The following is a 15,238-nucleotide window of genomic DNA, read 5'->3' as shown; positions in this document are numbered from 1 at the left end:
CTCTCTCCCGCCATTCTCTCTGTGCACTTTGCACGGTTTTCCCCTTTCTCACGCTTGAGCAGGTCCAGTACCGTGACTGAGGCGATCAGTCCGATGTACGGTCGAATCCTGAAGGATCCCTGCTCGGCGCGTTCCCCTTAGGTATAAATTACACGCGTGTCATTACCGCCCCGTCAAGCCCTTATGGAGTACTGAGACGCCCCATGAGACGCGATTCGAACACGCGTTCACATGCACACGCACCCAGAACCCCATATATAGGTCACGGTCCGGTCATAGGGCACAACCTGTGGGATCCGCCTGAACAAACCTGGAGAATTTAGAAAGTGGGCACCCGCAATGGGATTATGGAGGAATGAGAGTGGAATCACCGGCGGTCCGGCATGAATGATCGTCTGCTCACCGTCTACGCGCCTCCCGTCGAGGAAGAGATCGGGCAGGGTTCCGACCTCTCTGCGATCCTCATCAACGCTCTGCGGCGCAACCGCATCGACCTCAAGGACGGCGATATCCTCGTCGTCGCGTCGAAGGTCGTCTCCAAAGCCGAGGGCCGCCTGCGCACGGTCTCCGATCGAGCCGAGTTCGAAGAACTCGTCGCGGAGACCGGCACCCACCTCGTCGCCGAGCGCTCCTATCGCTCCGGCACCACCGTTCAGGTCGTGCGCACTCCGGCGGGCACCGTGCAGGCCGCAGCGGGCCTCGACCAGTCGAACTCCGGCGGCGCCGTCATCCTCCACCCTCTCGACAGCGACCGGTCCGCCGATGGCCTGCGCCGACGGGTCGAACAGGCCTTCGAGGTGCGCATCGGTCTGGTCATCTCGGATACGAGTTCGCGGCCGTGGCGGGTCGGTGTCGGCGATATCGCCATCGGACTGTCCGGGTTCTCCGGCCTGGACGACCAGCGCGGGCGCCCCGATGACGACGGACGCGTCCAGACCGTGACTGTGCGCGCTGTCGCCGACGAGATCGCGGCGGCCGCGGACCTGGTCAAAGGCTCCTCCCGCGGACTGCCGATGGCGTTGGTCCGCGGGGCCGGCGGATACCTCGACAACGGCAGCGACGGTGCCCGGGCGCTGTCCCGCGATCTCGGCGAGGACTGGTTCCGCCACGGTCACGTCGAAGCCATTCAGCGCGGGCTGGGCGTCACCGACCTGCCCGGCAGCGCCCCTGCCGGCGACAACAGCGACGACATCCTCGAACGCGTCTCTCGAGCGATCCGCGTCGTCCGCGCCGGGCAGTCGCGGACTCCCGGCCATGCGGCGTGGCGGATGCGCATCGAAGGCTCCGGATCGCGGATCACGCTCAGCCCCTCTGATTCACCGGCGACCGCTCAGTCGGGCGGTCCCCCGCTGCTCGAGGCGATGGTCGGGCTCGGATCTTTGGTCGAACGTCTCCACACCGCCCTCTTCGCCGAGGATCTCAGTGCTTCCACCCGCTATCACTGGGTCGACGGTGAGCTGGGGGCCTTCCCCCGCGGGGTGACGATCGACATCGGCCTCATCGTGCCCTGATCTGCCCGGCCGACACCACCCGACGTACACCGAAGAAAGCGGATATGGATCTCTCAGTCATTGCGCACACCGGCGGACCCGTCCTCATCTGGCGCGGCCCCGATTTCGATCGCCTCGATCTCACCGGCCCGGTCGTCTCCAACTGGGTGAATAAGGGAGTCGGTCTCTTCGGCGACTATGACCTCGGCCCGGACTTCACACTCTTCGCTCCGCTTCCGGAGGGACTGCACTGGCGCGAACTCGTCGCTATCCTCAGCGTCCTGCTGGCCGGAGGCCGCGTCAACATCGCAGCAGAACCGCCGACGGAGGACTTCATGGCTCTCGTTCCCGTCGGTCATGAGGATGATGACGCGGTGTCCGATGCCGACGAGGTCTTCGTCTTCAATCCCCCGGCCCTGGCGCTGAGCACTCCGGTCGATACCGATTTCATCGACGTCAATTCCGCGATCCGCGCCTACCCCGATGTCACTGCACGCCGCCTCGACGCTTCGGGAATCCTCGAAGTGGACGGTCAGGTCATCGACTGGACGCGCTCGGAGGCGACCGCGAAGACCCGCCCGCAGGGACTGCTCGTCTCGAACTCGACCCCGCTGCCAGGCGAATGGCCGCGCTTTCTGCAGCACCTCCTCGGTGGTGGTGAAGTCCTGCTCACCAGCAGAGTCGACGATGCTCGCATCACGGACCTGGCGGCCGGGCTGGGAGTGGTCCATGGCACACTGGGCACATGGACAAAGTAGTTGATACCCCCGCAGCAGCGGTGGCCGACATTGCAGATGGATCATCGATCGCCGTGGGCGGCTTCGGTGTCGTGGGCGTGCCCGAATTCCTCATTCGGGCTCTCCAGGACCAGGGAGCCAAGGACCTCGAAGTGATCTCGAACAACGCCGGCGTCGACGGCCGCGGCCTGGGCATCCTGCTCGCCGACGGGCGACTTCGCCGCATCATCGCCTCCTACGTCGGCGAGAACAAGGAATTCGCCCGTCAGTACCTCTCCGGTGAACTCGAGGTCGAACTCACCCCGCAGGGCACCCTGGCGGAGAAGCTGCGTGCAGGAGGCGCCGGAATCCCGGGCTTCTACACCATCACGGGCGCAGGCACCCAGGTGGCCGAAGGCGGCATGCCCTGGAAGTACGACTCGGACGGCAACGTCGTCACGGAGTCCCCGGCCAAGGAGACGAAGGTCTTCGACACCTTCGGCGAAGAGAAGGAATACGTCCTCGAGAAGTCCCTGGCCCCCGACTACGCACTTGTGCGTGCGGCAATCGGCGACCGGCACGGCAACCTCGTGTTCCACTCCTCGGCCAGGAACTTCAATCCCCCGGCCGCACAGTCGGCTCGCATCACCATCGCCGAGGTCGAAAAGCTCGTCGAACCCGGCGAGATCGATCCGGACATGGTCCACGTGCCGGGCGTCTTCGTCCACCGCGTGGTGCCGCTGACACCTGAGCAGGTGGCGGACAAGCCCATCGAGAAGCGCACCGTACGAGAAGCCTGAGGAGACACAGAAATGTCATTGACACGCAATCAGATGGCGGCCCGTGCCGCCCAGGAACTCGAAGACGGCAGCTACGTCAACCTCGGCATCGGCATGCCGACCCTGGTTCCGAACTTCCTGCCCGAGGGCGTCCACCTCGTCCTCCAGTCGGAGAACGGGCTGCTCGGCGTCGGCCCCTACCCGACCGAGGATGAGATCGACCCCGACCTCATCAACGCGGGCAAGGAGATCGTGACGATGAACCCGGGCGCCGCCTACTTCGACTCGGCGGCGAGCTTCGGCATGATCCGCGGCGGCAAGATCAACGCCGCGATCCTCGGCGCCATGCAGGTGGCCACGAACGGCGACATCGCGAACTGGATGATCCCGGGCAAGATGGTCAAGGGCATGGGCGGCGCGATGGACCTCGTGCACGGCGCCCAGCGCGTCATCGTCATCATGGACCATGTCGCCAAGGACGGCTCGCACAAGCTGCTGACCTCCTGCGACCTGCCGTTGACCGGAAAGGGCGTCGTCGAACGCATCATCACCGATATCGCCGTGCTCGATGTCAGCGGTGATTCCTTCACCCTCGTCGAACTCGCCCCGGGCGTGACCGTCGACGAGGTCAAGGAGAAGACCGGCGCCGAGGTGATCGTCCCCGCCGACGTCCCGACCGTCGAGGTCGCCGCCTGATTCAGAACTGACCGGCCGGCTGCTCTGCCCCGCGCGAGGAGTGTCCGAACGAGGACACCTGCCGATCGAACTGTGGTCACGTTCGGATGCTCTGAACGCTCAGAAGTATCCGAACGTGACCACAGTTCTGTGTTCAGCCGCCGGCGAGGAGTCCGGTCCGTTCGCCGCAGACTCAGCGGCCGGCTGCTCCGGAGTCCAAGCCGGTGGTCGCCACGAACAGGTCGCCGTGGCCGTCTGCCGTCACAATCGGTTCGTTCGCCGCGATGAAGGCGCTCTGCCCACGCTCGAGGGTGAGCGTCGATCCGAGCGAGCTGAGTGTGACAGCACCCGCGGTGCACAGCGCGATCGCAGCACCGCGTCGCTCCACGGTCGTCGCCCGTGGGCACCGCAGCGCCTGCAGAGCGAAATCGTCGGTGGGGCCGAGCAGCATTCCGGAGCGGTCGGGTTCGACCATCCGCGGGGTGCCGGCGCGGAAGTCCGTGATCGTCGCCAGCTGTTCGATGTCGACGTGCTTCGAGGTCAGTCCGCCGCGCACGACGTTGTCGCTCGAAGCCATGATCTCGATGCCCGTGCCGAAGAGGTAGGCGTGCAGAACCCCGGCGTCCATGGTCAGCGCCTCACCCGGCTGCAGGTGGACTCGGTTGAGCATGAGCCCGACCAGAGCGCCCGGATCGTGTGGGTAGTCGGTGACGAGCTCGCAGAACGTCTGTGCTGGGTCGACCGCACTGCCGGACCGGCTGATGTGCCCGGATGGCTGTTCGTCGATTCCGTGGGCGGCCACCTCGTCGACGAGCCCCGGTGTCCGCGGGTCGCTGAGGATGATTTCGACGGCACGGGACAGGGCCTTGGACTCACTGAAGGACTTCAGCGCGCCGATGATCGCTCCCAGGACGTCCAAGGACGGCGGAGTCAGCGGCTGAGAGAGCATCCTTTCGAACGTCGCCCGCACAGCCTTGCGCGGGCGGAACCCCGTGAGCGCGTGGAAGTCCGTGAGCGCGTAGATGAGCTCCGGTTTCGCCGAGGCGTCCTTGAAGTTCCGGTCGGGAGCGTCCAGCGCCGGACCGTTCGCTTCCTCGGCGGCGAATCCTGCCCGCGCCTGCTCGCGATTCGGGTGCACCTGGATCGACAGGGCCTTACTGGCCGAGAGCACTTTGAGCAGGAACGGCAGTCGCGTACCGAAGGACTCGAGGGAATTGCGGCCGAGCAGGCCCTCCGGGTCCCCCGCCAGATATTCGATGAGGTTGGGCCCGAGCCGAGGCTCGGCCTCGGTCGCCACGCCGCCCGCTGCCTCCTGAGCGCCGAGGCGGTTCTGATGTTCCAGCGGAGATGGGGCGCGAGTGCGGCTGACGTCGAGTCGAGAGGGGCTGACCGGGTGGGCTCCGAGCCAGAGTTCCGCGCAGGGGGTGCCGTCCGGAACAGTGCCGAGGATCGCGGGAATCGCGTCGGTGCTGCCCCATTCGAAGTTCTTGACCGTGTTGTGCAGACGATGCACTGCGGGCCCCCTTCTGACAGTTGAGAGTCGTCATCACATCCGGTGTGTTCCGGGTGTGCTTCGACAAGCCTAGTCCCACCATCACACGCCGAGGCGGCACTTCACCGACTGTTCAACCGAAGTCACGATCAATTCACCGCTTGTCACCTGGGCTGATGCTTTCACACCGGTCACCATCGCCCGCAGGATCGTGGGGAGAACCAGAGAGTGCCCCGAGGGCGATCCGCAGTGGGATCGTCCTCGGGGCACTGTCTGGCAGACGCTGTCCGCCCTGTCCTCGAAGCCAGGTGTCAGCCGACGACGCGGATGACCTTGGCTCCGCGGTTCAGCATCCAGCTGTAGCTGCGCTTCGTGGTGTTCGTCCGCGACGAACCGGCGTCGTACATCTGGCCCTTGGTCTCGGAGATGATTCCGATGTGACCGGGGATCCAGATGAGGTCGCCGGCCTTGGCGTCCTTGAGAGAGATCTCTTTGCCCGCGTAACGCTGCTGGCTGGTTGTGCGCGGCAGTTTGATGCCGTTCTTGCCATAGACGTACTGGGTGTAGCCCGAGCAGTCCCAACCGGTCTTCGGCGAGGTGCCGCCCCAGACGTACCTCACGCCGAGATTGGCCTTCGCGTCCTTGATGATGGACGCACGCTGGGCCGCGATCTTCTCGGCCTTGGACGGCTTGTCGTCCTTCTTGGAGTCATCCTTGGACTTGTCGTCCTTCTTGGAATCGTCCTTGGACTTGTCGTCCTTCTTGGAATCGTCCTTGGACTTGTCGTCCTTCTTGGAATCGTCCTTGGACTTGTCGTCCTTCGAGTCCTTGTCGTCTGCAGAACCTTCCCCGGAGTCTGCAGGCGACTTGTCATCGGTGGAATCGTCTCCTGGCGGTGTCGTGCCGCCCGGAGAGTTATCGTCGCTGACTCCCCCGGCGATCGACCCCTTGGGAGAGAACTCGGTGGTTCCGTAGCCTTCGGCCCAGACCAGACGTGCGCCCTGGAAGAGCTGCTCACCGCGGCCCTTCTTGTAGACCACGTCCGACTTGGGGTAACCGAGGTGACCCTTGACGGTCCCCTTGTCACCCCAGTACTTCATGATGGTGCCGGAGGTGTAGTGAGCGCCGGTGTCCTTCGACCAGTAGAACGAGCCCTTTTCGAAGCGCTGCGCGGCGCCCCCGCCCTTGAGGCCGCCCTTCTCCGCAGAGGTGGGCAGCCCCAAGTCGGTGACTGCATTGCCCTTGTACGCCGAGGCGATCGCCCCGGACAGGTGGTAAGCGCCGGTCTTCTTGGACCAGTAGACGGTGCCCTTCTCGAACTTCTGCGCCTTGGCGCCCGAGATGCCCTTGACGTCATATTCCTTGCCGAGAGCCTTGCCGAGCTTGTTCTTCTCGGCGTACTTCTCGATCGTGGTCTTCGCCTTCGGCTTCTCAGTCTTCTTGTCGTCGTCCTTCTTGTCGTCGTCCTTGCTGTCGCTGGGCTGCTCGCCGGTCTTCAGGATCGTGTTGACCGTCGAACGCATCTCGCCCAGCTTGGCGTAGAAGGCATCACCCGGGCACTCGGTCTGTCCCAGGTCGCGGTGTCCGACCAGGTTCGACTTCGTCGCCTTCGAGATTCCGTTGATCGAGAACTTCCACGCGATCGCCGAGGCGACGGCATCGCGGGTCTTCTTCGGCGGAGCCGAGCTGTTGTAGGTACCCAGCACGGAGATGCCGAAGGTTCCGGTGTTGTGCCCGGCGACGTGTGCGCCGATGACGGCCTTCGAGATGTCACCGCCGCGGGCCTGCCAGAGGCGACCGTACTTGTCTGCGACGACGTTGTATCCGATGTCGTTCCAGCCGCGACCCTGCTGGTGGTAGGCCTGGATACCACGGATGATTCCGGGAACGTCGGCCGCCGAGTAGCTGTTCGAGCCGGAGGTGTGGTGGACGACGGCCTGTTTGATGCCGCTGGCGTAGTCGGGGCTGCCGCGGTAGGCCTTGGCACCCCACGAGCTGCGTGAGCCGATCTTCGGCTTCGACACCTTCTTCGCCACGGTGTCGACCGTCGACGATCCGGGCACGTAGTTCTGATTGGTCACGGTCGCACCGGCGGCCGCGTCGACGTTCTCTGCAGATGCCGCCTCGGCGTCGGTCGAGTTATCGGTCGACTGCTCGGGCGCGGTCTCCGCGCCGGTGGAGTCGCCGCCGACCTGGTCGTCGAGTTCGACAGGATCGTTCTCGGCCACCGCCTGAGCGTCGCCGGCGTCTCGCTTCGGGTCGACGAGCACGAGCTCGGCCTCACTCGGCGCGGAATCACCGAGGATGCGCATCTGCACAGCAGAGGCGTTGGAGACCGTCATCGGTTCCGAGCCCTGATTCTGTGCCTCTTCCTGCTGCTCTTCGTCCAGGGTGTTCCAATTGCCCCATTCCGAGCCCTGCTTGGTGCGGACCTGGATGCGGATATTGGACTTCGCCTGGGAGAACGTGAAGCCGATGAGGCTCGGGTTGTTCGCGGGAACGTCGAGGACATCGGAGATGAGCGCGATGTTCACTCCGTCTTCGGTCTTCTGACGGACCGAACCGGAGATGTCGTCTTCGTCCTCAGTCTTCGACTCGTCGGACGAATCCTTCGCACCCTCGTCCCCGGCATCGTCGGACTTCTCGTCCTCGGACTTCGGGGACTCGTTCTCTGCGCCTTCGGCGGGAGCCTGCTCGGACTCGGACGGAGCCGATCCCTCGGACGGCACGGCCTCGTCGGCTCCGGAGGTCAGTCCGGCGGAGACATTGTTGACCGAACCCGCAGACGCCGACGCCGAGGCGTTGACGATATCGGGCACCTTGGCCGATGCCAGGGCAGTCTGCGACTTGAAGATGTTCGGCAGATTGCTCGTGGCGCTCTGGTTGGCGGCAGTGGCGGTGGAATCACTGGAATCGCGGGCACCGGGGACGTTGAGTCCCTCTTTGCTGACGTTCAGCGCCTCTTTGGACACATCAGGCGACGTCGTGGCTGCGGTAGCCGACGGTGCCGTGACCGCTAAGGTGCCGACCAGCGCAACAGAAGCGCAGCCCGCAACAGTGGGCAATAGATATTTCATCGTTACAGCCTTTTCGAGGAAGACAGGGAAGTTCAGGCCTCGAGGTCCCCTTCACCGTTGGCAGAACGGTGGGCAACCCCAACATCTCAAAATTGTTACACATTTTCGGCGTGTCAGACTAGCCACAGAACGGAATATTCTAATTACACGAGTGTGGTTCCCAGTATTGGCAAGCGACACACCGAGCAAAAGATTTTCCGGGAATCGTCATGGGATCGGCCGATTCGGTCATCGGACGCATCACGACCAGTCCCACAGCAGCGCCTCAGGGCACGTAGCAGATCGCCTTTGCGTCGGCTTCTTCGCCGTTGTCAGAAGAGGAGTCGCCGGCACCCTGTGCCAGCAGCTGCGGCCCTGAACCGGGGTTCGGATCGAGTTCCGCATCGACTCCCGCAGCGGCTGACAGGTCGCTTCCAGGAACCGAGAACGCGCCGTTGTCCTCGTCCGAGGATTTCGACGACTCCTCGATCTTATCGGCTACCAGCCGATGTGCCACATCGAAGTCGGGCCGCGACGGAGTGATGCGCGGCGGGGTGAGGTCGACGGACTCGATCTTCTGCGACTTGACCTTGAGCGCGAGATCGACGAACGAATCCACCTGAGACGACGGGATGTCCGTCGACACGGCCCCTGGAGTGGCTTTCGCGATCGACTGATAGCGAGTGAGCACTGTGGCCGGGTCGAGCTGCTTGACCATCGCCGTCTGCACACAGCGCTGGCGCACCATTCGCTCGTAGTCGCTGGAGAATTCGCGGGAGCGCGCGAACCACAGCGCGTGGAATCCGTCGAGCTTCTGCTTGCCCGGTTCGATCCACCCTTTGACCGGCCCGTGCTGGCCCGTGGTCGGATCGACCTTCGACGAGATCGGCACCCGTTTGCCGGAGACGAGGGTGATTCCGCCGAGGGAGTCGATGAGGTTCTCGAACCCCTTGAGGTTGATCATCGCGTAGTACTGGACCTCGAGGCCGGTGACACCCGAGACAGCATCCATCGTCGCCTGCTCGCCGGCCGTCTTCGGATCCTCGAACTCGTCCTTGTGCTGCTCGCCCTGCTGGAAGACGGCGTTGAGCAGACATTCGTCTCCGCAGTTGTACCCCTGCGGGTAGTGCTTGTGCAGTGGAGAGTCGTCGGGGAAGGGCACGTTCTCCATATTGCGGGGCAGACCGATGATAACGGGCTTGCCGGTCTTCGCATCGATCGAGACCAGAGACAGGGAGTCCGGGCGGATTCCTGTCCGGCCCTTTCCGGCGTCCGAGCCCAGCAGCAGGATGTTGTACCGGCCGTCGACGGGCTTGAGCGCCTTGCCCGAGGCGAACAGGTCGCTCATCAGTCCGCGCTGTGAGTTGAGGATCGTCGTCCCCCAGGCCAGAGGGCCCACAACGATGAGCAGGAGAGCGCAGAAGGCCGCGACGAAGCGTCTGCGTGCCTTCCGGGAGATCGTGACGATCCGGATCCGGCGCAGGGTGTCCAAGAGACACACCGCCCAGTTGATCGCGATCACGGGCACCCAGATGGTCAGGAAGGTGAGGATGAAGGGGTTCGTGCCGATGGTGAAGAGGAACGTCCGGCTGATGAGGACGATCACTCCGGCGATGAGGGCCAGGATCCAGCTGATGGCGGTGATCGACAGAGAGATCTTCGCCCAGCGGCGGTTGCCGAAGAGGAGCTGCACTCCCCCGGGCACGAGGGCCGTGACGAGCAGCAGAAGCCACGCCCGCACATCACGCGTCGGCTGCGAGGCATACGACGGATGGCGGATCGGGTCCACATATCTCGTTTCGGCCACTGACTTCCCTTCGCTTCGGGCTCTGCTCACGGACTGATTCCGGCGTCGACATCCTCAGGAGGCCACGCACAGGTCGCCTCGCCCCATCGGGTGCCCACAGCAGACAACTGTGCCAAAGTCACTTCAGAGTCCACTGTGTTCACCTATTGTGTCGCGTGAGAACCGTCGATTCCGGCACATCCGCGCCGCGCATGTCGCATTCTTCGCGTGTGCGATTCTTCACAGGCAGAAAGCGGGCGCGGCAGACTCCCATCTGGGGAATCTGCCGCGCCCGTTCGTCACCGACCGACTGACACCGCGCACGGTCGGCCGCGGAGAGTTCGGAGCCCGGCTCAGGCGAGGAGCTTGCGCCCCATCACCATGCGCTGGATCTGGTTGGTGCCTTCGTAGATCTGCGTGATCTTCGCATCGCGCATCATCCGCTCGACCGGGTGGTCGACGACGTATCCGGCTCCGCCGAGCAGCTGCACGGCATCCGTGGTGATCTCCATCGCGGCATCGGAGGCGAAGGCCTTCGCGGCGGCACCGAAGTAGGTGAGGTCGTCGTCGCCGCGCTCGCTCTTGGCGGCGGCGGTGTAGGTGAGCTGACGTGCGGCCTCGAGCTTCATGCCCATATCGGCGAGCATGAACTGGATCGCCTGGTTGTCGGCAACGGACTTGCCGAACTGCTGACGGTCCTTGACGTAGGCCAGAGCGTAGTCGAGAGCACCCTGGGCGACGCCCACGGCCTGCGCGGCGATCGTGACTCGAGTGTGGTCGAGGGTGCGCAGGGCGATCTTCAGACCCTCCCCGGGCTCGCCGACGATGCGGTCGCCGGGCAGGCGGACATTGTCGAAGAGGAGCTCTCGAGTGGGCGAGCCCTTGATGCCGAGCTTGCGCTCCTTGTCACCGAAGGTGAAGCCCTCATCGGACTTCTCCACGACGAAGGCGGAGATGTTGCGTCCGCGTGCTCCGTCGGGGTCGGTCACGGCCATCACCGTGTAGTAGTCGGAGACTCCGGCGTTGGTGATCCAGGTCTTGACCCCGTTGAGGATCCAGTCGTCGCCGTCACGTTCGGCACGGGTCTTCATCGATGCGGTGTCCGATCCGGCTTCGCGCTCGGACAGGCCGTAGGAGAATCCTGCTTCACCGGAGGCCACGGACGGGAAGTACTTCTTCTTGATCTCTTCGCTGCCTCCGAGCTGGACAGGCATGCTGCCGAGCTTGTTCACAGCCGGAATCAGCGAGGACGAGACGCAGCCGCGTGCGACCTCTTCGATGATGATCGACACGGCCAGCGCATCGGCGCCCATGCCCCCGTACTCTTCGGGGATGTGCGCGGCGAAGAAGTCCGTCTCGACGAGGGCGTCATGCGCCTCCTGCGGATAGCGGGAGTCTGCGTCGACTTCGGCGGCGAACGGCGCGACCTTCTTCTCGACGACGTTGCGGACTGCGGCGCGGATCTCTTCGTGCTCTTCGCTGGGCTGGTACAGGTCGAACATCATTCTCCTCAGACTTATCAAACGTTCAGCAAGCCCTATTATTCCTGCAGCGCCCGCCCTTTGTCGAGAGCTACCTGCCGCAGCTGGGACCGATAGTCATCGAGACGAGTGCGCAGAGCCTCGGCTTCGGCACCGTGACCTGCCCCGAGGATGCGCGCCGCCAGCAGACCGGCGTTCTTGGCACCGCCGATCGAAACGGTGGCCACGGGCACTCCGCCGGGCATCTGCACGATGGACAGCAGCGAGTCCATTCCGTCGAGGTGCTTCAGCGGCACGGGAACACCGATGACCGGAAGTGAGGTCATCGACGCGATCATCCCGGGCAGATGAGCCGCTCCCCCGGCACCGGCGATGATCACACGGATGCCGCGGTCGGCCGCGGACTTCGCCCAGTCGACCATGTCCTCGGGCATCCGGTGAGCGGAGACCACCTCGGCGCTCGATTCGATACCGAGCTCATCGAGGGCATCGGCGGCGGCCTTCATCGTCGGCCAGTCCGAGTCCGAGCCCATGACGATGCCGACCGGAGCCGCCGTGTCAGTGGAGCCTTCGTTCGCTGTGGTCATCAGTGCGTCCTTCGTTGCAGGCGATTGGAATCCGTCGGTGCGGACGGGTGGCGGATGGTGTCAGGGTACGGGTGGTGCCGGGGTGCAGACGGCGCCGGTACTCAGCGCGAGCCGGATTCGCCCTCGGCCCGGAGGTCCTCCGGAGCGGGCATCTGCGGGTGCGGATCGACATCGACGCCGGCGATGAAGTCCGCAGCATGCCGCGCACGGGCGAGCACGAGCTGTCGATCGTCGCCGTAGGCATTGACGTGGCCGACCTTCCGCCCCGGCCGCACGCCCTTGCCGTACAGGTGGACCTTCACTGCCGGGTCGTGCGCCATGACGTGCAGGTACGGCTGATAGAGGTCGTCGTGATCGGCGCCGAGGATGTTGACCATCACGGACACATCCTCCCGTGCCGCGGGGCTGCCGAGGGGAAGGTCGAGGACCGCGCGGAGGTGCTGCTCGAATTGGCTCGTCACCGCTCCGTCCTGGGTCCAGTGCCCCGTGTTGTGCGGGCGCATCGCGAATTCGTTGATGAGGAAGCCCTCGTCGGTCTCGAACATCTCCATCGCCATGACGCCGGTGACCTCGAGGGTGCCGGCGACCGTGAGGATCGCTTCGGTGATGGCCCGCGCCTTCTCCTCGGACAGATCCGGTGCCGGGGCGATGGCCTCCTTGCACACGCCGTTCTGCTGCCAGGTCTCGACGACCGGCCACACGGCGGTCTGCCCCATCGGGGAGCGCCCGACCATGACCGCGAGCTCGCGTGTGAAGTCGACCTTCTCCTCGGCGAGCAGCTGAGGAACCTCGTTCAGCCATTCGACGGCCTCGTCGAGGTTGTCGATGACACGCACGCCCTTGCCGTCATAGCCGCCGCGGGGCGTCTTGAGGATGAAGGGGTAACCGACGCGAGCGGCGAACGCCTCGACATCGGCGGCCGAGGTGATCTCCGCCCAGGCGGGGTTGGGCAGACCGAGTTCGTCCATCCTCCTGCGCATCCGGATCTTGTCCTGGGCGAAGATGAGGGCATCGGGGCCGGGGCGCACAGCGTGTCCGGCCGCGACGAGAGCCTGCAGGTGCTCCGGTGGGACGTGTTCGTGGTCGAAGGTGATGACGTCGACGGTCTCGGCGAAGGCCTTGAGCGTCGGATAGTCCGTATAGTCACCGACGGTCACCTCACTGATGACCTGCGTGGCGGGGGCGTCGGCGGTCTCCGCGAGAACGGAGAAGCGGACGCCGAGGGCTTCTGCGGCGGGGGCGAGCATACGTGCCAGTTGACCGCCGCCAATGACACCGATTCGAGGAAAAGTCACGTGTGCCATCCTATCGTGGACGTTCAGACTAAAAGGAGCGGGATCTGCAGTTCCTGCTCCGTGGTGGAGCCGTGGTGACCGATGAGCGCCAGCGCCGAGGCGGATTCCACATCCGAATCGACCACGGCGAAGCCGTCGGTGCAGATGACGAGGAAGTCCCCGATCCGCGGATGGACGTGCGGGGCGACGGGGCCGAAGTAGCCGCGGGCGATCGCTGCGGACTTCGGCAGGATGAGCCCGCGGTCGCCGATCGTCTCCTGCCAGGCCGAGAGCACGTCCGCTTCGGCGCCGTCAGCGGCGTAGAGGTGCAGTGCTCGCGGCTCTCCGCCGACGTGGCGCAGACCGGCCTTGAGCTCGGGAAGCTCGGCGAGGTCGAGACGACGTTCGTGGTCGACGTCGACCATTCCGTGGTCGGCGGTGATGAGCATGGTCGCGTCGTGCGGCAGGTCGGAGGCGAGTCGGGACAGAGCGAGATCGACGCGTTCGAGCTCTTCGGTCCAGGCCGCGGAGTCCGCACCGTGCACATGCCCGGTCTTGTCGAGGTTGCCCCAGTAGAGGTAGACGAGGCGACGACCGGGAGCCTTCGCCTCGGCCAGGGCCTGAGCGCAGCGTTCTTCCAGGGTCTTCGAGTCCCGGAATCGGCCGCCGCGCAGCGATGCCCGGTTGAGCCCGCGCCCGGCGAACTTCTTCTCGCCGAGGCTGACCACATCGATCCCGGTATCCGTGAGGCGTTCGAAGAGCGTCGCATCGGGAACCCAGCCGACCGGGTCGACATCGAGGTTCCACGTCAGCTGGTTGAACACTGCGTCCTTCTCCGGGTCGAGCACGCGGTAGCCGACCACCCCGTGTGCACCGGGCAGGCGGCCCGTGGCCAGAGATGACAGGGAGTTCGCCGTCGTCGACGGAAACCCGGCGGACAGTGTCCGGCGAGTCCCGGCCTGTGACCGGAAGAAGGGAGTGTATCCGCCGTAGCGGCGCAGCTGCTGCTCGCCGAGACCGTCGATGAGAACGACGATCGTCGCCCGGGATTCCCGGTCGAGCCCGAGCGTTCGGGCACGATCGGACATCGACCCGTCGAGGGCCTCGGCCGCACCGAGTCCCAGCGCCGCAGCGGGGACGACATCGGAGAGCATCGGTCCGGCATAGTCCGGAGGCCCCAAGGGCTCAGCGCCGGATGGGGACGGCAGTCCGTGCCGCGTCGAGTCCTCGATCATCAGCGACGCGACCGCAGCCGGGCGTGGAAGACCGCGGCACGCAGCTTCCCGGCGAAGTCGGCCATGCGGTCGACGGCGGCCTGCCCCTCGGCTTCGGCCGAGACCCGGAGCATGACATCCTCGGCGAAGAGCGACCCTCCGTAGCCGTGATCGCCCACGCAGTTGGGATCTCCGCAGGTCTCGGGGAACGCCTCGAAGCGCTTCGACGCGCCCCAGGACATCGTCAGCGAGACCTCGACTGGCTTGTCACCGGGTTCGAAGGCGGCCGGATCGGCGAAGGTGCGGCCGACCATCACGGTGCCCAGGCGATCGAGTTCGATGTCCTCGCTGCTCGTGACCGCGCGCGGCTTGGAACCGGGTTCCGCGTTCGGATCGTCATCGACGTGGGCCAACAGCAGTCGGGTCTCGGTGAGCACGAAGGCGGTCACATGCCGGTGGATGGATTCGATGTCGACATGGGTGTCGATGTGGACGAAGTGAGCCAACACCGGTTCGTCGTAGAGAGAGTCGGCGAGTATGCCTTGAGTGAGCTGCGGGTAGTAGCCGGCCGACTGCAGATCGTGAACGAGAACCTCGGGTAATGCCATGCCCACCATTGTGCCCCACTCCCCTGACACATCCCAGCGAGGACCGCCATAACCGGGCGTCCGACGCATATGCTGGAAGC

At 65.1% G+C, this 15,238-nt stretch carries 12 protein-coding genes; 4 read left to right on the top strand and 8 right to left on the bottom strand.

Going from position 1 to position 15,238, the window contains the following annotated elements; genetic code table 11:
• Positions 1–383: 383 nt before the first annotated feature.
• Genes HF684_RS07020 through HF684_RS07005 form a run of 4 tightly spaced genes read left to right on the top strand, consistent with a single transcriptional unit; the run spans position 384 to position 3,681 of the window.
• A complete protein-coding gene (locus HF684_RS07020; RefSeq protein WP_101555251.1) occupies positions 384–1,511 on the top strand; it encodes a coenzyme F420-0:L-glutamate ligase in 1,128 nt (375 codons plus the stop codon).
• A 44-nt stretch (positions 1,512–1,555) separates the two neighbouring features.
• Positions 1,556–2,248: a hypothetical protein gene (locus HF684_RS07015; RefSeq protein WP_169251911.1), complete on the top strand. Its 693-nt coding sequence runs from the start codon at positions 1,556–1,558 to the stop codon at positions 2,246–2,248.
• On the top strand, positions 2,236–3,006 hold the full coding sequence (locus HF684_RS07010; protein ID WP_127364167.1) for a CoA transferase subunit A: 771 nt from the start codon (positions 2,236–2,238) through the stop codon (positions 3,004–3,006). Before HF684_RS07015 ends, HF684_RS07010 begins: the two co-directional genes overlap by 13 nt.
• 12 nt (positions 3,007–3,018) lie before the next feature.
• Complete coding sequence (locus tag HF684_RS07005; RefSeq protein WP_101594807.1) at positions 3,019–3,681, top strand: 3-oxoacid CoA-transferase subunit B; 663 nt, start codon at positions 3,019–3,021, stop codon at positions 3,679–3,681.
• Positions 3,682–3,853: 172 nt separating this feature from the next.
• Here HF684_RS07005 and manA read toward each other — a convergent pair whose 3' ends face one another.
• The 8 genes from manA to HF684_RS06965 all read right to left on the bottom strand — a co-directional run bounded on the left by manA (position 3,854) and on the right by HF684_RS06965 (position 15,158).
• Positions 3,854–5,173: a mannose-6-phosphate isomerase, class I gene (gene manA / locus HF684_RS07000; protein WP_169251910.1), complete on the bottom strand. Its 1,320-nt coding sequence runs from the start codon at positions 5,171–5,173 to the stop codon at positions 3,854–3,856.
• Positions 5,174–5,463: 290 nt separating this feature from the next.
• Entirely contained in the window at positions 5,464–8,229 is a 2,766-nt protein-coding gene (locus tag HF684_RS06995; protein WP_248279158.1) for an NlpC/P60 family protein, read from the bottom strand.
• A 265-nt stretch (positions 8,230–8,494) separates the two neighbouring features.
• A complete protein-coding gene (locus HF684_RS06990) occupies positions 8,495–10,015 on the bottom strand; it encodes an LCP family protein (protein ID WP_169251909.1) in 1,521 nt (506 codons plus the stop codon).
• Between the two features lie 332 nt (positions 10,016–10,347).
• Positions 10,348–11,496: an acyl-CoA dehydrogenase family protein gene (locus tag HF684_RS06985; protein WP_169251908.1), complete on the bottom strand. Its 1,149-nt coding sequence runs from the start codon at positions 11,494–11,496 to the stop codon at positions 10,348–10,350.
• 38 nt (positions 11,497–11,534) lie between these two features.
• Positions 11,535–12,062, bottom strand: a complete 528-nt coding sequence (gene purE / locus HF684_RS06980; RefSeq protein WP_169251907.1) for a 5-(carboxyamino)imidazole ribonucleotide mutase — start codon at positions 12,060–12,062, stop codon at positions 11,535–11,537.
• A gap of 101 nt (positions 12,063–12,163) precedes the next feature.
• A complete protein-coding gene (locus HF684_RS06975) occupies positions 12,164–13,366 on the bottom strand; it encodes a 5-(carboxyamino)imidazole ribonucleotide synthase (protein WP_169251906.1) in 1,203 nt (400 codons plus the stop codon).
• 14 nt (positions 13,367–13,380) lie between these two features.
• Positions 13,381–14,571 carry a nucleotide pyrophosphatase/phosphodiesterase family protein gene (locus HF684_RS06970; protein WP_169251905.1) on the bottom strand — a complete coding sequence of 397 codons (1,191 nt, stop codon included), beginning with the start codon at positions 14,569–14,571 and terminating at the stop codon, positions 13,381–13,383.
• Positions 14,571–15,158 carry a DUF5998 family protein gene (locus HF684_RS06965; protein ID WP_169251904.1) on the bottom strand — a complete coding sequence of 196 codons (588 nt, stop codon included), beginning with the start codon at positions 15,156–15,158 and terminating at the stop codon, positions 14,571–14,573. The genes HF684_RS06970 and HF684_RS06965 overlap by 1 nt, the downstream gene beginning before the upstream one ends.
• Positions 15,159–15,238 lie beyond the last annotated feature (80 nt).

The sequence above is a fragment of the Brevibacterium sp. 'Marine' genome (assembly GCF_012844365.1).
Classification (GTDB): Bacteria; Actinomycetota; Actinomycetes; order Actinomycetales; family Brevibacteriaceae; genus Brevibacterium.
This window is presented reverse-complemented; position numbering and strand designations above follow the sequence as displayed.

Coding starts and splice junctions, on each gene's coding strand:
- HF684_RS07020 (WP_101555251.1), top strand. CDS start 384: ATGAATGATCGTCTGCTCACCGTCTACGCGCCTCCCGTCGAGGAAGAG.
- HF684_RS07015 (WP_169251911.1), top strand. CDS start 1,556: ATGGATCTCTCAGTCATTGCGCACACCGGCGGACCCGTCCTCATCTGG.
- HF684_RS07010 (WP_127364167.1), top strand. CDS start 2,236: ATGGACAAAGTAGTTGATACCCCCGCAGCAGCGGTGGCCGACATTGCA.
- HF684_RS07005 (WP_101594807.1), top strand. CDS start 3,019: ATGTCATTGACACGCAATCAGATGGCGGCCCGTGCCGCCCAGGAACTC.
- HF684_RS06995 (WP_248279158.1), bottom strand. CDS start 8,229: ATGAAATATCTATTGCCCACTGTTGCGGGCTGCGCTTCTGTTGCGCTG.
- HF684_RS06985 (WP_169251908.1), bottom strand. CDS start 11,496: ATGTTCGACCTGTACCAGCCCAGCGAAGAGCACGAAGAGATCCGCGCC.
- purE (WP_169251907.1), bottom strand. CDS start 12,062: ATGACCACAGCGAACGAAGGCTCCACTGACACGGCGGCTCCGGTCGGC.
- HF684_RS06975 (WP_169251906.1), bottom strand. CDS start 13,366: ATGGCACACGTGACTTTTCCTCGAATCGGTGTCATTGGCGGCGGTCAA.
- HF684_RS06970 (WP_169251905.1), bottom strand. CDS start 14,571: ATGATCGAGGACTCGACGCGGCACGGACTGCCGTCCCCATCCGGCGCT.
- HF684_RS06965 (WP_169251904.1), bottom strand. CDS start 15,158: ATGGCATTACCCGAGGTTCTCGTTCACGATCTGCAGTCGGCCGGCTAC.